The sequence below is a fragment of the Pseudoxanthomonas indica genome, assembly GCF_900167565.1.
GTDB lineage: Bacteria > Pseudomonadota > Gammaproteobacteria > Xanthomonadales > Xanthomonadaceae > Pseudoxanthomonas_A > Pseudoxanthomonas_A indica.
In genome coordinates this window covers 1,183,837-1,202,371 of sequence record NZ_FUZV01000002.1, presented here as the reverse complement: position 1 = coordinate 1,202,371, position 18,535 = coordinate 1,183,837, and the positions used below count along the sequence as shown (strand labels likewise).

Below are 18,535 nucleotides of genomic sequence, written 5' to 3'. Positions count from 1 at the left end.
ACGCCGCCGCGCCCGGGGCCGGCGGCGTTTTCCGATTAGGAGCCTGCCATGCCCCGCGCCCAGACGGCGTTCCTGTTTGATCTCGATGGCACCCTGGTCGACAGCGTCTACCAGCATGTGTTGGCCTGGAAGGAAGCGCTGGATCGCGAAGGCGTGGACTTGTCGGTCTGGCGCATCCACCGCAAGATCGGCATGAGCGGGGGCTTGTTCACCCACATCCTGCTGCGCGAAACCGGCATCGACATCACCGAGGAACGGCTGGCGCGACTGCGCCAGTGGCATGCCGAGGCGTACAAACGCAATTCGGCGCTGCAGCCGATCAAGCCGCTGCCCGGCGCGCGCGAACTGCTCGATTTCCTGACCGACAGCGGCATCCCCTGGGCGATCGCCACCAGCGGCCGCATGGAGACCGCTGCGCACAATCTGGAAGTGCTTGGCGTCGATCCGGCCAAGGTGCCGGTGATCACCCGCGACCTCGTGCGCCATGCCAAGCCGGATCCGGATCTGTTCCTGGCGGCGGCCGACGCGCTGGGCGTGGATATCCACCAGTCGCTGGTGCTCGGCGACAGCATCTGGGACATGCTCGCCGCCCAGCGCGCGCGTGCCTTGGGGGTGGGCCTGCTGTCCGGTGGTTACGGGCAGGAAGAACTGGAGCGCAGCGGTGCATTCCGGGTCTATGAGGATCCCGCCGACCTGCTGCGCCATATCGACGAGGTCGTGGCGCGTAGTTGAGTCAGCGCGTTCCGCCGTGAGGGGGAGGCACTTCAGTGCCGACTCTCTCTCTGCGCGCCAACCACTTCCTGGCCATCCGGCTCATCGACTCATCCGGATCCTGCGCCATCGGCGCGATCTCGCGCCAGGCCAGGTCCAGCGATTCCTCGCTGACCACGAACGCTTCGCTGCCTTGGGCCCGCACCACATAGCGCACGTCGTAATGCCAGTGGCCGGGAACGTCCTTGCGTTCGGGAATCCAGTGGCGGTCCAGGTCGAATATCGCGTCCGCCTCCACCCGTAAATCGGTCAGGCCGGATTCCTCTTCGGCTTCCTTCAACGCCACCTGCGCCATGTCGGTATCGCCATCGGCATGCCCGCCCAGTTGCAGCCAGCGCTGCAGTTTGCGGTGGTGGGTCATCAGGATGCGTGCGCCGTCGGCGCTCACCAGCCAGACTCCGCCGGTGAAATGGCCAGCCAGCCGATCGCGGACGAACGGGTCGTGCGGATCCCCCAGCAGGGTTTCGAACTCATCGACCGTCGCCGCCTCCTCCGGCCAGCGCTGCCGATAGGCCTGCAATTGTTCCAACAATGGGGATTCGCGCGGGCTCATGCCTGTTCAGTTGTCCATCCTGCCTTTGTTGCTCACATTATCGGGCCGATGCTGCGTTTGCGCTTGTGCTGATGGGCTCTGTTTGGCAAGGTACGGCGCTGCAATGCACGGACCGCCCACGGGTCCGTGACCGCTTCATGACGAAATGCGCCGGCCAAGACCGGACACACAACCTGGGGACATCGCGAATGCTCAAATCTCTTTTCAGGGTCAAGCCGGTGGAGCCGGCCGGCCACGTGGATGCTGGTGAACCGGTCGAAGGCAGCCTGGAAGGCGAAGCCACCCTGAAACGGACGTTGACCGGCAGGCAATTGATCCTGCTGGGCATCGGCGCCGTCATCGGCGCGGGTATTTTCGTTCTCTCCGGCCACGCTGCCGCCGAACACGCCGGCCCGGCCGTGGTCCTGAGCTTCATCATCGCCGGCTTCGCCTGCGCCCTGGCGGGCCTGTGCTACGCCGAGTTCTCGGCGATGCTGCCGGTCTCGGGCAGCGCCTACTCCTATTCCTATGCCACCCTCGGCGAGTTCGTCGCCTGGTTCATTGGCTGGAACCTGGTGCTCGAATATCTGTTCGCCTCGTCCACTGTCGCAGTGGGCTGGTCGGGCTATCTCAACAGTTTCCTCGCCACCTTCGGCATGGGCCTGCCCGAATCGCTGGCGGCGGCGCCGCTGAACGTGGTCAATGGCGCGGTGGTCTACACCGGCGGACTGATCAACCTGCCGGCGGTGGCCATCATCGCGGCCATCAGCGGCCTGTGCTACGTCGGCATCACCCAGTCGGCCTTCGTCAACTCGATCATCGTGGCCATCAAGGTCACCGTCATCGTGTTGTTCGTGGCCTTCGCCGCCAAGTACGTCAACGCGCAGAACTGGGTGCCGTTCATCCCGGAACGCGTGGTCGATGCCAACGGCCTGGGCCACTACGGCTGGGAAGGCGTGGTCCGCGGCGCGGCCACGGTGTTCTTCGCCTACATCGGCTTCGATGCGGTCTCCACCGCCGCCGGCGAGGCCAAGAATCCGCAACGCGACATGCCGATGGGCATCCTCGGTTCGCTGGTGATCTGCACCATCATCTACATCATCGTCGCCCTGGTGCTGACCGGCCTGCTGCCGTATCCGCAACTGAGCACGCCCAAGCCGGTGGCGACCGCGCTGGAAGCCTATCCCGCCCTGGGCTGGCTCAAGCACATCGTCGAGATTGGCGCCATCGCCGGCCTGAGCTCGGTGATCCTGGTCATGCTGATGGGCCAGCCGCGCATCTTCTACTCGATGGCAAAAGACGGCCTGCTGCCGAAGTTCTTCGCCAAGGTCCATCCGAAGTTCCAGACCCCGTATGTGGGCACGGTCGTGGTCGGCGTGTTCGCCGCGCTGCTGGCCGGCTTCCTGCCGATTGGCCTGCTTGGCGACCTGGTGTCGATGGGCACGCTGCTGGCCTTCGCCACCGTCTGCGTCGGCGTGCTGGTGCTGCGCTACAAGCGCCCCGACCTGCCGCGTCCGTTCCGCGTTCGCTTTGTCTGGCTGGTCTGCCCGCTCGGCGCGATCACCTGCCTGTACCTGTTCTGGCAGCCGTTCTCCGAGCATTGGCATCTGATGACCGGCTGGACCGCGATCGGCCTGGTGATCTACTTCGTCTACGGCTATCGCAACAGCCGCCTCGCCAAGCGAGCATGAGTCAACCCCGGGCCGGCGCCAAAACGCCGGCCCGTCGGTTTTTCGCAGCTGGCATATACCTTCACTTGATCCCCGTGCCGACGCCCTTGCGCGTCGCGCCGATGCAGGAAATCGACTGATGTTCGGACAACTCTGGGCCACCAAACACCCTCACGCCAGCCACGCCGATGCCGACGGCCTGAGCCTGCACCGCACCCTCGGCCCCTGGGGCCTTACCGCCCTCGGCATCGGCGCGGTGATCGGCGGCGGCATCTTCGTGATCACCGGCCAGGCCGCGGCCAACCATGCCGGCCCGGCAATCATGCTGTCGTTCGTGCTGGCCGCCATCTGCTGCACTTTCTGCGCATTGGCCTACGCCGAGTTCGCGGCGATGGTGCCGGTCTCCGGCAGCGCCTACACCTACACCTACGCCACCCTGGGCGAACTGGCGGCCTGGTTCATCGGCTGGATGCTGGTACTCGAATACGGCGTCTCCGCTTCCGCGGTGGCGGTGAGCTGGACCGGCTACTTCCTCAGCCTGCTGGATCATTTCGGCATCCACCTGCCCTCGTCGCTGGTCAGCGCGCCGCTGGATGCACAGCTCAAGCCCACCGGCGCGATCGCCAACCTGCCCGCCGCCGGCATCGTGCTACTGCTGACCTGGCTGTGCTACGTCGGCATCCGCAAGTCATCGGCCATGAACATGGCGATGGTGGTGCTCAAGACCGGCCTGATCATCCTGGTGATCTTCGCTGGCTGGAAGTACGTGGACCCGGCCAACTGGCAGCCCTTCATCCCGGCCAACGAAGGCCCCGGCAAGTACGGCTTCGAAGGCGTGCTGCGTGGCGCGGCGTTGGTGTTCTTCGCCTACATCGGCTTTGAAGCCGTGTCGGTGGCGGCGCAGGAATCGCACAAGCCGCAGCGCGACCTGCCGATCGGCATGCTGCTGTCGCTGGCCATCTGCACCGTGCTCTACATCGCCATGGCGGCCGTGATGACCGGCCTGGTGCCGTTCAACCTGCTGGGCACCGACGAGCCGGTGGTCACCGCCGTGGCCGCACACCCACAACTGGCCTGGCTGCGCGTGGTGGTGGAAGTCGGCGCACTGATTGGTTTGTCGTCGGTGGTGCTGGTGATGATCATCGGCCAACCGCGCATCTTCATGATCATGGCCCGCGACGGCCTGCTGCCGCCGGTGTTCACCAAAATCCATCCCGAATACCGCACCCCGCACATCAACACCGTCATCACCGGCATCGGCATCGCCATCCTGGCCGCCCTGTTCCCACTGGACGTGTTGGGCGAACTGACCTCGATGGGCACCCTGATCGCCTTCGCCGCCGTCTGCGCCGGCGTGCTCATCCTGCGCCGCACCCAGCCCGACCTGCCGCGCCCCTTCCGCATTCCCTTCGCCTGGGGCATCTGCCTGGCCGGCATCTTCTGCTGCCTCGCCCTGCTCTCGACGATGACCGCGCACAACTGGTTCCTGATGGTGGTGTGGACCGCCGTCGGCTTTGCGGTGTATTTCCTCTACGGCCACAAGCACAGCAAGATGCGGCGCCAAGCCTAAGAGCGCACAAAGCCGCTTCAGCTACTCCGCAAGATAATGACGAGCCAACCTGTCTCCAGAAGTGGGGACAGGCCCTGGCAACAGGGACTGGATCGCTCAGAAGTGGGGCTCGATCAGGTCGAGGAACGTTTCCAGGCCCTGTTGCCAGGGCCTGTCCCCACTTCCCTCACGCAGTCTCGCGCCCAGCCTGCTCGGCCTGCGTCCTGCCCCACTCGCCACCTCACCTGAACACGGCTGGCGCTAAACTAAGCGCCATGAACACCACCGCCGCCCCCTACGACACCGCCCGCCTCAGCGAACTCGCCCAGCTGCTGATCAGCAACATCCGCGAACTCTCGCAAGCCGGCTGGACCCCCGCCACCAGCAGCAACTTCTCGCACCGCCTCGACGACCGCCACGCCGCGATCACCGTCTCCGGCCGCGACAAAGGCCGCCTGGTGGAAGCCGACATCATGGTGGTGGATTGGGAAGGCAAGGCCGTCGGCAGCGATCACCGCCCTTCCGCGGAGACCCTGCTGCACACCCAGTTGTACAAGCGCTTCCCGGAAATCGGCTGCGTCCTGCACACGCACTCGCCGGTGCAGACCATCGCCTCGCGCCTCTACGCCGGCTCCGGCCACATCCGCCTGGAAGGCTACGAACTGCTCAAGGCCTTCCACGGCAACAGCACCCATGAGACCGCCGTGGACGTCCCCGTCTTCAGCAACACCCAGGACATGAACTTCCTGGCCGCCCAGGTCGATGCCCTGCTGGATCAGCAATGCCTGTGGGGCTATCTGATCGACGGCCACGGCCTGTACGCCTGGGGCCGCGACATGGCCGAAGCGCGCCGGCATCTGGAGGCCTTCGAGTTCCTGTTCCATTGCGAACTGGAGCTGCGCAAGCTCGGCTGCCGCCACTAGGCTGCACGCGCACTGCTGAGTTCCGACAATGTGACTGGATCTGCGGTCACGCCCTGCTACCCTTGGTTTTCCCCACGCGTCGAGCCCTCGCCATGACCCGTCTGCGCCTGTTTTCCGACAGCGACCCGGCCACGCCGGAGTACGCCAGCTATGACCCCGATTTCATCGCCACCGAGCTGCAGAAGATCGGTGTGCTGTTCGAGCGCTGGAAAGCCAACAAGCCGATTGAACCCGGCGCGAGCCCGGAAGCGGTGATGGACGCCTACCGCGCCGACATTGATCGCCTGGTCGCCGAGCGCGGCTTCAAGTCGGTCGATGTGGTCAGCATCGCCCCGGACAACCCCAAGCGCGAAGAAATGCGCGCCAAGTTCCTCGACGAGCATTACCACAAGGAAGACGAAGTGCGTTTCTTCGTCGCCGGCTCCGGACTGTTCACCCTGCACGTGGGTGACAAGGTCTACGAGATCGAATGCGTCAAGGACGATTTGATTGCCGTGCCGGATGGCGCCACCCACTGGTTCGACATGGGGCCGGAACCGCACTTCGTGGCCATCCGCTTCTTCACCGAACCGGATGGCTGGGTGGGTCATTTCACCGGCACCACCATTGCGAAAGAATTTCCTCGTTACAACGGCCTGACCCAGCCGGAATGAAGCACGTGACGCGCGCCATCCTCACCGACATCGAAGGCACCACCAGCAGCATCTCGTTCGTGAAGGATGTGCTGTTTCCGTATGCGCGCCGTGCCCTGCCCGGCTTCGTCCGCGAGCACGGCCACGAGCCGGAGGTCCGGCGCTGGTTGGATGCCGTGGCGATTGAGCACGGCAGCATCTGCAACGACGAGGTCATCGTCGAAACCCTGCAGGGCTGGATTGACGAAGATCGCAAGCACACCGCGTTGAAGGCCTTGCAGGGAATGATCTGGGACGCGGGCTATCGGGATGCCGATTTCACCGCCCATATCTATCCGGATGCGGCGCCGGCGCTGCGGCAGTGGCATGCGGAAGGCCTGCCTTTGTATGTGTACTCGTCAGGCTCGGTGCCGGCGCAAAAGTTGTTCTTTGGGCACAGCGATGCCGGGGATCTGACGCCGTTGATTTCGGGTTGGTTCGATACCGAGGTCGGTGGCAAGCGAGAGGCAGACAGCTATCGCCGCATTGCCGACCACATCGGCCTGCCGGCCTCGGACATCGTGTTCCTGTCCGACGTCGTGGCCGAGCTGGATGCCGCGCGCGAAGCCGGCATGCAGACGCGGTTGGTGGATCGCTTGCAGGATTATCCGCAGCCGCGCTTGGGCACCGATGCCAGCGGGCATGAGCGGGTGACCGGCTTCGAGCAGGTTTCGCTTGCAAACGCGTGAGTCAATGTCGTGCCGGCGCGGCAAGCGGACGACGAGCTAGGTAGAAATACTGAATTACCGCAGCGCGCCTCCGCGCTATGGTCCTCCCATGATGGCCTGGAACTGGCCCGCTGGAGGACGCCCCTGATGTCGATACTGCGCAGTGCGACTCTCATTGCCGTGATGGGCCTGGTTGCCAGCGGCTGCCAACGCGAACAGGCAGCAGCGCCTGACGCGGCCGTGCAAGCACCGACGGCCAAGAGTTCACCGGTCACACCGGCAACACCGGTGGTGTCCACACTCGCCAGCATGGATCCAGCCAAGGCCTCCGCGTTGCTGCGGGACGCCTATGTCTATGCATATCCGTTGATCCTGATGGACGTGACGCAACGGCAGGCCACCAATGTGCCCAACGCCACCAGCGTGCCGATGCGAGCGCCGCTGAATCAGTTCGCACACTTCCGCACCTACCCGGATGCCTCCGCGCGCGACGTGGTGCGCTTCAACTTCGACACGCTCTATTCGTTCGCCTGGCTCGATCTCGGCCAAGGTCCGGTGGTGCTGAGCGTGCCCGATACGGGCGGACGTTTCTATCTCGTGCCCACGCTGGACATGTGGACGGACGTGTTCTCGTCGCTGGGCTCGCGCACGACAGGCACGAAGGCCGGCCACTTCGCCTATGTGCCTCCCGGGTGGTCAGGCTCGCTCCCCGCCGGTGTGGAACGCATCGATGCGCCTACTTCGATGATCTGGCTGATGGAGCGCACGCAGACCAATGGTCCGTCGGATTACGACAACGTGCACAAGGTCCAGGACCAGCTCAAGCTGACACCGCTGTCGCAGTGGGGCAAGGACTATGCGCCGCCGGCCAGCGTGCCGACCGATGAAAGCGTTGACAACAAGACGCCGCCATTGGTGACCGTGCAATCGATGAGTGGCGTGGACTTCTTCACGCGCTTTGCGGCGCTGCTGAAGAAATATCCGCCACACGGCACCGACTACCCCATGCTTTTCCGCCTGCGCGCGCTGGGGATTGCGCCAGGCCAGGACTGGAATGCCGGTGCCCTGGATGACAAGACCACGGCCTTGATCAATGAGGCAGCCAAGGCAGCGCAGGCCGAAATCACCGCCGAAATCAGTCGTGGCAGTGGCGCCACGCACGTCAACGGATGGAACTACGCGACAGACAACATGGGCACGTACGGCACGTCGTACCTGCGGCGCGCCATGGTCGCGCTGGGTGGCCTGGGCGCCAACCTGCCCGAGGATGCGGTCTACCCTCTGGTGTTCGCCGACAGTGAGGGCAAACCCCTGCAGGGAAGCACCCGCTACGTCCTGCATTTTGCCAAGGACCAGCTGCCACCTGCAGACGCTTTCTGGTCCCTGACCATGTACGACGCGCAGGGATTCCAGGTGCCCAACCCCATCAACCGGTTCGCCATCGGCGATCGCGATGCGCTTCAGTTCAACGGCGATGGTTCACTGGATCTGTACCTGCAGCCGCAATCACCGGGTGCGGGCAAGGAATCCAACTGGCTACCGTCGCCAGCCTCCGGCGTCATCCAGCCGACCCTGCGCCTGTACTCTCCGCGCGCCGAGGTGATGACCGGACGTTGGGTGCCGCCCGCGCTGAAGCGGGTGAATCAATAGGATCAGCAGGCGGCGCGCTTGGCTTGATACCGAGTCGGGTGGCCAGCGTGTGGATGCCGGCATCTCAGCTACCTGCGTGGCCTGCGCAGCATGGGCATGACGGGCGGCGCTGAGCCAATCTGGATTTCGGATATCACCTCAAAGCCATAGCGTTCGTAGAACGGGATGTTCTGGGGTTTCGATGCCTCAAGGTAAGCCAGAGCTTGCTCCTGATCGCAGCGGGCAAGCGCGTGATCCATCAACGCCGCTCCGATGCCGTGGCCTTGCGCGTTCGGGTCCACACCAATCTGGGGCAAGTACCAATGTGCTTCCCGGGGATGCGACTTTTCCATCTGTTCGAATGTCGCGAGCAAGTCATCAAGATGTTCGCGCTTGGCAGTCTCACGGAACATCTTGTCGAGTGACTCGCCGTCCGGTTCCACTCCGGGTGGCAACCAGAGCGCCGCGCCACGTACGTCCGCCGACACGTAAGCCGTGCCATGCGTGAAACTGCTGCCCGCAAACTCGCGGGTAGCCAAAGGCATGGTTGAAAGATAGTCGTGCGGAGAAGGCCAAGCGAAGCGCGCAGGTGGGTCCTGGATAAACGCAGCCACGATCACTGCGATGGCTTGTGGCACCTCGTCAGGTGTGGCGCTACGTATCTGGATTGATGGCTGATTCATCTGGTTCTCCGTCGGCTCACGTTTTCGGCAGGCCATCGGGAAAACGATCGGGTACCAGGTTCAACTGAATGCCGTGTTCAAGCAGCGCCTTGGCACCGGCGAGCACGAACGCGAACCCCTCCGTGGACGCGATCGCCGCGTCGGCCTTCTCCCGCGCGTCGCCATGGAATCCCGAATTGGTGATGCTGACAAAGGTCGTACCATCCGGACGCGAAGTGAAGACCCACTCGATATCAGTGGGTGCGCCATCGGCAGACCATTCAACAAGCAACCTCTTGTTCGGTTCAATCGCCTTGACGTGTGCATCCATTGAGAACCCGTACATCTCCCAGTCCCAGCGCACGGACTTCCCGGCCTCCAGCCTTCCGCTGCCACGACTGAACCAGAATCTTGACGTGATCTGCGGATCAACGAACGCCTCGAATACCTCCGCGACGGGCCTTCTTATCAGCATCTCTACTTTCGCTGCGATCTCTTTGTCGTTCACGTTCACCTCCTTCGCGCGCCCCGTCTTCCACGGCTCGACACGCGATGCTTGCTCGACTGTCGAGTGGATCGATGAGGCCATTCAAAGCCGACAGTACACCAGTGATGTGAACAGAGGGCCCAGACAGGGTCTGGCCGAAGGTCGGCTAGCGGTCAGAAGCGGACATGCGCAAAAGCTTCGTTTGCTCAGGTGTCATTGACGGTGGTGCGTGCGGCCTCGACTGCCTTGTTGACGTGCAGGAGGCGCTGCCCTGTTGCATTGAACGTCGCTGTACCTTCGAGTAGTTGGCGCAATTGCGCACCCGTCAACCTCGGGTTGACGGTCAACAGCTTGGCAGCGGCGTTAGCGACAATCGGCGCTGCCATCGACGTCCCCGACGGATACGACAGCCCGCCGCCTGGCAAGCGCGACGCGACGCGGTCTCCGTTGGCGTACAGGGCCACTTCCGGGCCGGTATTGGTCCAGTCAGTCGTCGCGCCTCGACGATCCACAGCGCCTACCATGATGAAGTTCGGCAGGACAAGGCGCGTGGCGGGATTGGCATCCTGCACCGTACTGCCCGTATTTCCAGCGGCACCAACGAATAGTACGTCGGGCGCGGCACGCATACCGTCTTGCAGAACGGCGCGAATGGCTTCGACGGTGTAGCGTGCGAGCGCCTGGCGTTCCGGCTCGGGCATATCGGGTGCGCATTGCGCGAGGTTAGCAACGTAGGCACGTTCGGCACGCCCCCACGACATGTTGACCACGCGGGCGCCGCTGGCGACGACGAAGGACAGCAGGTCGGCGATTGATGCGGCTTCGCGGTCGGCGAGTTCGCGCGACCAGCAGGGCACCGGTGGCGAGCCATGCCACCATTCCATGCGTGCAACCACGAGCTCCGCGTTTGGCAGGCCGGCGAGTGCTATGTCTGCGAGTGCAGTGCCATGCACGTATCCGCTCCAACGTCCGAGCGCGTCGTCGAAGGCGGCAGCCTGCTCCGGGGTTTGTGCCTTCATTTTCTTGACGATGGCACGCGCCGCCGGGCTGTCGACCCCGCTGTCGCGATCGTCCAGCGCGGCGAGGATTCCGTTGAGCTCGTCCTGCCTCCGCAAGAGGCCGTCAGGCAACACGGCCATGCTGGTGTCCTGCCTCTGCTTGAAGGCGTCGTAGCCCCGTACCAATGGGTTACCTTCCGCATCGCGCGCGAGCTGCTTCGGAAACAGCGAGAGATCGACACCGCTGTCCCAAATCGCGATTCGAACAGCCGGCTGTCCTGGATGCGCGATGACCGTGGCTTCGCGGTCGACCCAGAATGAGGAACCGGCCGCGCCGTCTTGCGCTCCGACCACAGGAGCCACGCATGCCAGGGCGACAATCAGTGCTGCTATCAGCCAATTGTTGGCCGTCTTGTCGAAATCCGGGCGTACCATGCGTTACTCCTTTAGGGTGGTCGAAAGGAAAGAACGAGATCGACGAGACGGACAGGCCGCGGTCGTCGGAACGTCATGTCCACAATCGGCCAGGAGCGAATATTGAACTCCTGAATTTAGCTGTGCCGCGAAGCGGATTCGGCTTGGATTGGTAGTTTGCGTTCGTGTTGGTCACCAACGGACCAAACTTGAACGTCAGAACGCCGCTCAAGCTTGGGTTGGCGACCGGATTGGAAGCCAGGGCACATGAAGAAGGAGCGCTTCTTCATGAGTTCAAGCTTCCTAACTGGCGGACCCTGTGGCAAGGATATTCAACTCTTCGACAGCCGCCGCCTTAGGACCGCACCGTAGGGAGCATCTGGCCGGTCAACAAGCAGCTGAAAGAAACGGACCTGCACTCGGTGCGACGCCGGCTAGGCATACGTCCGCTTTGGGTCGGAAGCTGCCGCTCACCTGTCGAACGAGCCCGGCTAGTGTAGCGGTCCAGCCGCGGGCAAGACGGGACATCGTGCCTTCCCCACTTTGGGCGATTCATCTAGCACGTCCAGTAGATCCGCTGTTCCAAGTCGACGACTTCAGGTCCTTCGGTGCACGCGCCCACTTCGGTCGCCTCTACATCGGCCGGCGTGCGGGCGACGATCCATCTGCCCACATTTCCGTTCCAACGAAGTTGTCCTTCTGCCACGACACCCAGTGGGAAGGGCGTCCCCGGCCTTGTATTGGTAACGGTGATATGGCCGTCGGCAAAGCGCACCCGCATGTCGACGCTGGGCATCGATGGATGCTCAGCGAATCGATGCTGGAACGTGTACTCGCCGGCGGGGATCGCGGGTGGTGCACCTTTACGATTGAGGGCAGTGCCCTGCCAGCCCACTCCATCACACGACCGGATGGTTAGCGGCTCTTCCCAAAGAATGCCGCCATTTGGAATGTGCAGCGTCACGCCCTCCGGGCCGTGCTTGATCTTCAGGCGACTGGGCAAAGATGATTTGTCGTCCACCTGGTCCCGCGAAAAGTCGATCTTGTTGCCATCCTGGCGCCATACGCCTATGCCGGATTCCCACAAGCCCATATGACCTTGATGCTCGGCGTAGTACGTGTGATCGGCCTTCAGTTCAACTTGCATTGCCTGGTAGCGAGTTGCGTCGCTGGCTCGGTAGCAGCCGGGCAACTCATCGGCTAACGAGCTATCGGGCGTCGCCGCACACGCAGTCATCGCGGCGGCGCAGGTCAACGTTGCTGCCAATAGAGTTGCTTTGGGATTTGGCATCGAAGCTCCATTCGATCTGCCAGCGCGGGTCGGCGTGGAAGATTAAGCCAGAGCCTGCGGCCTAGGCCAACCCGCAAGGCCCCATCGGCTTGCTGCCCCCATGGCGGTCCGGCCAGACCGAGGCCCGCTTCCGGCCAGAAGTGGACGCTCACAACTTCGGAGTCAAGCCGACCCGCGAAGCGGTGTCGACTCGAATGAATTGTTAGGCCTTGCCCGCGTCTTGAGTGATGACAACACTGGGACGAAGGGATAACCAAATTGTGTCTCGGTCGGAGACAACGATCTCCAGAGTTTCCACATCAGCATCCTTGTGATACCGGACATCTTTGATTGAGCTTCCTCTGAAGCTATAGATCAACGTACCGTCGTGAGTAACGGAAAGCGATAGATCCCGGTACGAGGGAGAAATGATGAAAGAGACCATATGCTGGCCGAGACTAATTTGATACGTAAGCTCGTTGTACGGCCACGGGACGTCCAGATCAGCCCGTGAAGGCTCAACCTCAAAGAAGCTCAGAAGCTCCAGTTCTTCAATGCTCACATAGCTCACTGCGAGGCCTGACTACCTGATAGCCGGATCCCTGGGTCCGGTTATACGACTTATCGACAGCGCACCGTACGGAGGGCTATCCCCTTGATACCGCTCAATCTTAGGGCTGCTGGGTCCGGCTAACAAGCCGACGAAAAACCGGACCAGCAGGTGGCTTGGCAGAAGGTGTGCCGCTTGGTTTGAACCTCTCGGGTGTGGACTCCAGAGGTCATCCAAACCCGCCCATCTTCCGCCAACGGTACCGTATCTCTGAAGTCCGCTTTGGGTCGAAGCCGGACTTAGCACCCGATCACGCGGTCCGACTATCCCGACGGCCCCTATCGCCCGGGAGCAGACATCGAACGCCCGCGCGAAGCGGCTTCCGCTTGAATAGATTGTTAGTGCCCATCCGTCGGCGGCGCCGAAGACTGGAACCGCCTGACAGTAGGGCTAAAAAAGAGATATCCGCAATGGGCAACAAGGCCAGCCGTGATGACGGCAAACGTGAGGGCCGATGAAGTGTCCGACTGAGCGAAGCGGAAGGTCGCGACGGCGGTGATTAGGGCGGCGAACAAGTTGCAGAGAAGCCAGATGCCTCCCGCAACCCTGCTGCCCCTTAGTAGGAAGAAAATGATCAAGGCCGCCAAGACGAATCTGACCCATACGGCAGGTGCCGCACCTGTGGCTAGCTGCCAGATCAGGTAGGCGAGGTAGCCTACAGAAATGAAGGCTAACGGAAGCGGTGGCTTTCTAGACATTGAGCGCGAACTACCTGAGAGCCGGATAACTAGTATCCGGTTGTACGATTTGTCCTCAGCACACGACTCGATAAGCGCATGACCGGACCTGGGAGTCTGCACGGTTTGAGCTCCGAGAGATGTCCGCTTCGGGTCGAAACCGGACGTTAGCACGCGACCACGCGTTCCGGCCAGCCCGAATGGCCGCTTCCGGCCAGAAGCGGACATGCAAAGCATGCATTCACTAGGTGACTTTCACACCATCGGCCAACTTTGACGCGATCAGGTATGCGTCCTTCAGTGCACGGGCCAACTCTTCATCGGACTCTTCAAATTCCCTGACTGCATAGTGTCCGATGGTGAATGTACGAAGCTTGGGGCGATCAACTGGAACGCTCCCATCCAAGTTGGAAAGGAGATACTCCAATTGCGCTACGCAGGAGGCATACAAGGGAAATCCCGGCGTCTTGCCGGCCCGGGTACGCGCCAGAGCCAACGCTCTTTGCACAGCATCGATCGACTTCATTTCTTCCTCCCAGGGTTCAGTCTTTGCTCAAAGCTTAACTGGAATTGGAGGGCTGACGCGTAGGTAACGAGTGTCCGCTATGGGTCGAAACCGGACGTTAGGACCCGACCACGCGATCCGGCCACCCCATGGCCGCTTCCGGCCAGTAGCAGACATCATCCCATTTCCGCCCAGGTCAGTGCGGGCCGCGCCTTGCGGCCCGCACCGGGTTGGCTCTCGACTACTCCGATGCCAAGAATGCAGCGTGATACGACACTTCGGCGCGCGGGACATCGAACCCGAACGGTAGCGCCTGGAAGTATTCTGCGGGCACATCAGGCAAGGAAAAACCTGGCCAAGTCTTGAAACCGAAGCGCGCGTAGTAGGCGGGATCGCCAAGTACGACGCAGCCTCTGCTTTGCAACTCCCGCATTCGGGCGAGTGCAGCGCGAACCAGTGCGGACCCGACACCCTGCTTCTGCCAGCGCGGGTGCACAGACAAGGGGCCCAAGCCATGCCAGCCCGACTCCTTCGTCGAGAGGCTGACGGGAGATACCGCGACATGGCCGATCAGCTCAAGGCCAGAGGTTGCGACGAGCGAGATCGCCAGACGGTCCGCACGCCGCAGTGCGGCGACAATAAACTGCTCCGTGCCGCTCGAATGCACCAGGGGCGCGAAGGCCAGTTGGGTCAAGAGGCCGATGGCTTCGGTATCCGTCGCCACCTCCGCCCGAATGATAACGTCAGGATTCAGAACGACCTGCGGCTGGGTGCCGGCGGCATTATTTGATGTCATGGAAATGTTTCCCGAAAGTGGCCGCGGCGCCTGCGCTGATCGCGCATCCTCACGCCGACATATGGCCGGAGGTGATGGCTAACGGTTGTCGAGCTGCGGTCGAACCGCTTTAAGCCCCGCCGCATTAATGCGATAGGGCTTGCCGGACATTGAGCTTATGAGGCGCTTGGACTTGAGCTTCTTGAAGACCTCGAGCGTGCAGTCTGCGAGTACATAGCCATCGACCGTGCGGCATTCGACCGCTGCGATGCGACCTGACTCATTTCGACCGTGGACAATAGCCCCGCCCTTGGCGAGCACATGAAGTGCCCGCTGCTCCGATCTGGAGATGTTCATTTGTTGGAATCATCCGGAATAGACAAAAACCGGCGGACACGTCGTGCCCACCTACGGATTCGCATACTAGTAACCGCCCAACCAAAAGCGATCGGAGTGCGGTTATCGGATGGTTACAAGCTCCAACATGAAAGCCTCTTCTGGACGCCCTGTGGGCTGTCGATCAGGAGGAATTAGGGCACACCACATCGCGACCCGTCAACGGCACAGCGCGGTGCGTGGGTCTACGCAATGTCCGCCTTGGGTCGGAAGCGGACATGCACACCCCGCATATCTCGGCGCCGCCTACATTTTTAAGTACGACTCCGACGAATCGGACGAATCTTCCCTTCCTCGTACCCATGCTGGGGCCTCCATTCTCCAAAGGCTCCGAGATGTCGTACTGGCTCCCCAAGACCCTGCATCTACCAACGCCCGAATCAATCCGACCCGCAAAGCGGGTTCGGCTTGAATGAGTGGTCAAGTGTCGCCCCATATGAGTCGAGCCGAAGCTGCACAAAGTGACGTACCAACGGGTGCAACTGCTCATCCGACGCCAGTTGCACCAGTCGCCGCTTGCCGACATTGCGGTGCATGACCGCCAGCGTCATACGCAGCGGCTCTCCCGAAGCAAGCGCTGGAGCAACACCGTCGTGTACCAAGGACCAACATGCCTCCTTGAAGTCCCAGGCTCGCAACTCGCCGTAGGCCGCCAAGGCGTCCTTATACGATGGACGATGGTCGGGATTTGGGTAGTAGACAGACCAGTCGCAGGAAGTTGGCCATCTCGTGTCCATCGACAGTGATCCAACCGCGTCCCGAGCGAGAGCGCTCATGGTGCCGAGTTACATGCACAGCCACACGGCCGCGTAGCTCCTCGGCGAACTCAGTCTCAAGTCTCTTTTTCAGTTGCGACCATTGCATCTGCGGCACCTAACGCCTGAATTTAGCCGCGACGCGAAGCGGCGTCGGCCTGAGTGATTTGTTAGACGGCCCGCCCCGAAACCGCAAGCAGAGTTGCCGGAATTCCGACTCGACCTAGTCTCTACTGCTCTTGAACCCAAAGACGAGACCAGCCTCCAAGAGACATACCGCAGCTTTTCCTGAAACTCGGAATGGGCAGGCCTCCAATAGTGCAACCATCGATTCGTACGCTACACCAAACTCCCTCACGTCGATCCATTCTTCGATGTCGCGCAACTGTTCGCTCAGCAATTGCATATGAACAGGCAGTCCTCCACCCGCTTCGGGCTGCATCCGCATCTCTTCCAGGATGAGGGTCAACTTAGATTCCATCGAAGCCTTGCTCGTGTTTGTCATGGGTTACGTGAGACATCGGTGGGATGTCCGCTGACAATCCGATGCCCTATGGTGTTGTTAGGTCCACGCCAGAAGTCCTGCATCTACTCCATCTCATAGATGATAGGCTTGCCAATGGACTCGCGGTGCCTGGCGTACGTCGCAAGCTTATCCATGTCTGGAAGTCTGGCGGTGTACATGTCGCCGCTATCCATCGTGACGACAATCCTGTCATGACCCGCAAATATCCGCGCGACAAGCCCGCGCTCCATGAATTCTTCTACCTGCTGAGCCGATAGGTGGCCGCGGATGCCAGGGCCAGATGCGCAAGCGGCCAGTGCGATCATTGCAATGCCGAGAAGAAATCTGCGGAGTTCTTTCATGCGCCTAGCTACCATAAGTCCGCCAAAGGTCGAAAGCGGACGTTGCAAACCCGCCGCGCCAGTACCACAAGAATCAAGGTCGGATGCGGCTGCAAGCCCCATCAAACGGCCTCTCTTAAGGCACAGCCTCTTCCAACCGATACATCACGGAGGAAGTAAGCTCGCCCCGCCATGGATCCTGCGTGCGCACCTCCACCCGATGCTCGCCCACGCTCAGATCCGTCGGCAACGCACCACGCCACAGATGCGCTGACGGTTCTGCTTCCGGCGAGCGGTCGTATCCGCGCAAGTGGTCCGCCAGATCATCGCGCAGGTTTTCCACCTGCAGGCGCGGATCCGGTTGGCCGACTTGGCGCATCGGCTTCCACTCGCCGCCATCGACGCGGTACTCCACGCGGCTGTCGTCCTGGCCCATATAGACATTGGCGTAGACGCCGAACGCCGGATACGCGCCTTGGCGCAGCACCTTGGGCGCGTGCAGGCCGATACCGCTGTCGGTCGCGTCACGCGCGGCATGCCAGCTCACTTGATGGTTGCCCTTGCCGCTGACCCGCAGCCGCGCGTAGCCGTTCGGCGTGCCATCAGCCATCGTCGTATCCGGAATGCCCTCGGCATCTTTGGCGCCGGACCAGAACGCGCCACAGGCCGCGCCCACGTTGTACTCGTGCAATGGTTTGGCACCGTGCCAGCCGGTATCGGCGGTGTGATACCAATGCCGCTGGGTGTGGCTATGCCCGCTCAGCAGCAGGACATGGGGGAAGTCCTTGAGCAGGGCGAACAGGCGCTCGCGGTCTGCGGCGCGGAAGGTCGGCCGCGAAGCATCGGGCCAGAAGAACGGGATGTGCACGCCCAGCACCAGCAGACGGTCCTGCGGTACGGTCGGCAGATACGCCTGCAGGAATTCGAACTGATCTTCGCGCAGGCCGCCGACGTAGGCCGGCTTCTGGCCCGGCTGGTAGATCACATCGTCCAGGCCGACGAAGACCATCTGCTCCTCTTCCCACGCATACGTATCCGGCCCCAGATGCTGGCGGAAGGTGCGCAATGAGTCCTCGTCGCTGCTCGCGTCGAAGTCCAGATCGTGGTTGCCCGGCACATGCATCCACGGAATGCCCAGCGACATGGTGGTGCGCAGGATCTCGGGATACAGCGACAGATCGTCGTGGACGATATCGCCCAGGGTCATGCCGAAGCGCGCGCCATGCTTGCCCACCAGCGGCTGGACGATGTCGCGCCAGTAGTAGTCGATGTCCTGCACCGACTTGGTCTGGCTGTCGGAGAACACCAGCACGTCCAGCGTCTTGCCGGCCTTCTTCACGCGGCGCAGGGCGAAGTCATGGCAACCGGCCCCACTCGGCGTGATGCCGCCGTACTTCAGCGCCGGCAAAGCCTGTTCGCGCTGCTGGTGCACCCAGATGTCCGGCAGGCCATCGCGGCGGTTGGCGACGTCGTAGCCTGCGGGTTTGATCAGGAAGACCGTGCGGCCATCCACCGGTTCCAACTGCCAACGCCCCTGTGCATCGCTGCGGACGATGCGCTGGCCGTCTGACACCACGATGCCGGGCAGACCTCGTTCGCCTGGGTCTCGCTCGCCGTTGCCATTGCGATCCTCGAAGACAAATCCGGTCGGGCAACGCGGGGTCTGTGCATACGCTTGGCTGGCCAACGCGGACAGGAGAATCAACAGGGGCAATTGGCGCATGCGC

21 protein-coding genes are annotated in these 18,535 nt (G+C 62.3%); 7 read left to right on the top strand and 14 right to left on the bottom strand.

Translation table 11 applies throughout. From position 1 onward, the window contains the following. The first annotated feature begins 48 nt into the window (after window positions 1–48). Window positions 49–732, top strand: a complete 684-nt coding sequence (locus tag B5X78_RS16235; RefSeq protein ID WP_079725697.1) for an HAD family hydrolase — start codon at window positions 49–51, stop codon at window positions 730–732. A 1-nt stretch (window position 733) separates the two neighbouring features. Here the strand turns inward: B5X78_RS16235 and B5X78_RS16230 are convergent, their stop codons facing one another. Next, window positions 734–1,324: an NUDIX hydrolase gene (locus B5X78_RS16230; RefSeq protein WP_079725695.1), complete on the bottom strand. Its 591-nt coding sequence runs from the start codon at window positions 1,322–1,324 to the stop codon at window positions 734–736. 188 nt (window positions 1,325–1,512) lie between these two features. Here B5X78_RS16230 and B5X78_RS16225 point away from each other — a divergent pair, with 188 nt between their 5' ends. The 6 genes from B5X78_RS16225 to B5X78_RS16200 all read left to right on the top strand — a co-directional run bounded on the left by B5X78_RS16225 (window position 1,513) and on the right by B5X78_RS16200 (window position 8,434). Next, entirely contained in the window at window positions 1,513–2,994 is a 1,482-nt protein-coding gene (locus B5X78_RS16225) for an amino acid permease (protein WP_079725693.1), read from the top strand. A 118-nt stretch (window positions 2,995–3,112) separates the two neighbouring features. Further along, on the top strand, window positions 3,113–4,543 hold the full coding sequence (locus B5X78_RS16220; protein WP_079725691.1) for an amino acid permease: 1,431 nt from the start codon (window positions 3,113–3,115) through the stop codon (window positions 4,541–4,543). A gap of 254 nt (window positions 4,544–4,797) precedes the next feature. Next, window positions 4,798–5,445, top strand: coding sequence for a methylthioribulose 1-phosphate dehydratase (locus tag B5X78_RS16215; RefSeq protein WP_079725689.1), 648 nt, complete (start codon window positions 4,798–4,800; stop codon window positions 5,443–5,445). Window positions 5,446–5,537: 92 nt separating this feature from the next. Beyond that, a complete protein-coding gene (locus B5X78_RS16210) occupies window positions 5,538–6,098 on the top strand; it encodes a 1,2-dihydroxy-3-keto-5-methylthiopentene dioxygenase (protein WP_079725687.1) in 561 nt (186 codons plus the stop codon). 5 nt (window positions 6,099–6,103) lie between these two features. After that, window positions 6,104–6,805 (top strand): acireductone synthase, encoded by a 702-nt coding sequence (gene mtnC / locus B5X78_RS16205; RefSeq protein ID WP_079726236.1) that lies wholly within the window; start codon window positions 6,104–6,106, stop codon window positions 6,803–6,805. 126 nt (window positions 6,806–6,931) lie between these two features. Continuing rightward, complete coding sequence (locus B5X78_RS16200) at window positions 6,932–8,434, top strand: DUF1254 domain-containing protein (RefSeq protein ID WP_217698684.1); 1,503 nt, start codon at window positions 6,932–6,934, stop codon at window positions 8,432–8,434. A 68-nt stretch (window positions 8,435–8,502) separates the two neighbouring features. On the opposite strand, the gene B5X78_RS16195 is transcribed toward B5X78_RS16200, so the two are convergent. The 13 genes from B5X78_RS16195 to B5X78_RS16135 form a co-directional block, all read right to left on the bottom strand. Further along, entirely contained in the window at window positions 8,503–9,096 is a 594-nt protein-coding gene (locus B5X78_RS16195) for a GNAT family N-acetyltransferase (protein ID WP_079726235.1), read from the bottom strand. Window positions 9,097–9,112: 16 nt separating this feature from the next. Beyond that, window positions 9,113–9,583 carry an SRPBCC family protein gene (locus B5X78_RS16190; RefSeq protein ID WP_217698683.1) on the bottom strand — a complete coding sequence of 157 codons (471 nt, stop codon included), beginning with the start codon at window positions 9,581–9,583 and terminating at the stop codon, window positions 9,113–9,115. 185 nt (window positions 9,584–9,768) lie between these two features. Beyond that, the gene (locus tag B5X78_RS16185; RefSeq protein ID WP_079725683.1) at window positions 9,769–10,995 is read right to left on the bottom strand and encodes a S8 family serine peptidase; all 1,227 of its coding nucleotides are present in this window, start codon (window positions 10,993–10,995) and stop codon (window positions 9,769–9,771) included. Between the two features lie 535 nt (window positions 10,996–11,530). After that, window positions 11,531–12,265, bottom strand: coding sequence for a hypothetical protein (locus B5X78_RS16180; protein ID WP_139381600.1), 735 nt, complete (start codon window positions 12,263–12,265; stop codon window positions 11,531–11,533). 202 nt (window positions 12,266–12,467) lie between these two features. Continuing rightward, a complete protein-coding gene (locus B5X78_RS16175) occupies window positions 12,468–12,806 on the bottom strand; it encodes a hypothetical protein (protein ID WP_139381599.1) in 339 nt (112 codons plus the stop codon). Between the two features lie 969 nt (window positions 12,807–13,775). Continuing rightward, window positions 13,776–14,057 carry an immunity protein Tsi6 family protein gene (locus B5X78_RS16165; RefSeq protein WP_079725676.1) on the bottom strand — a complete coding sequence of 94 codons (282 nt, stop codon included), beginning with the start codon at window positions 14,055–14,057 and terminating at the stop codon, window positions 13,776–13,778. 220 nt (window positions 14,058–14,277) lie between these two features. Continuing rightward, window positions 14,278–14,832, bottom strand: a complete 555-nt coding sequence (locus B5X78_RS16160) for a GNAT family N-acetyltransferase (RefSeq protein WP_079725674.1) — start codon at window positions 14,830–14,832, stop codon at window positions 14,278–14,280. Between the two features lie 78 nt (window positions 14,833–14,910). Then, window positions 14,911–15,168, bottom strand: coding sequence for a YjhX family toxin (locus B5X78_RS16155; RefSeq protein ID WP_079725672.1), 258 nt, complete (start codon window positions 15,166–15,168; stop codon window positions 14,911–14,913). Window positions 15,169–15,587: 419 nt separating this feature from the next. Next, the gene (locus B5X78_RS18945; protein WP_484564405.1) at window positions 15,588–15,944 is read right to left on the bottom strand and encodes a hypothetical protein; all 357 of its coding nucleotides are present in this window, start codon (window positions 15,942–15,944) and stop codon (window positions 15,588–15,590) included. Beyond that, complete coding sequence (locus B5X78_RS18940) at window positions 15,871–16,071, bottom strand: hypothetical protein (protein WP_484564404.1); 201 nt, start codon at window positions 16,069–16,071, stop codon at window positions 15,871–15,873. Before B5X78_RS18940 ends, B5X78_RS18945 begins: the two co-directional genes overlap by 74 nt. 114 nt (window positions 16,072–16,185) lie before the next feature. After that, window positions 16,186–16,431 carry a hypothetical protein gene (locus tag B5X78_RS16145; protein WP_139381598.1) on the bottom strand — a complete coding sequence of 82 codons (246 nt, stop codon included), beginning with the start codon at window positions 16,429–16,431 and terminating at the stop codon, window positions 16,186–16,188. Window positions 16,432–16,550: 119 nt separating this feature from the next. After that, complete coding sequence (locus B5X78_RS16140; RefSeq protein ID WP_139381597.1) at window positions 16,551–16,829, bottom strand: hypothetical protein; 279 nt, start codon at window positions 16,827–16,829, stop codon at window positions 16,551–16,553. 115 nt (window positions 16,830–16,944) lie between these two features. Next, window positions 16,945–18,531: a calcineurin-like phosphoesterase C-terminal domain-containing protein gene (locus B5X78_RS16135; protein ID WP_079725665.1), complete on the bottom strand. Its 1,587-nt coding sequence runs from the start codon at window positions 18,529–18,531 to the stop codon at window positions 16,945–16,947. Window positions 18,532–18,535: the final 4 nt, after the last annotated feature.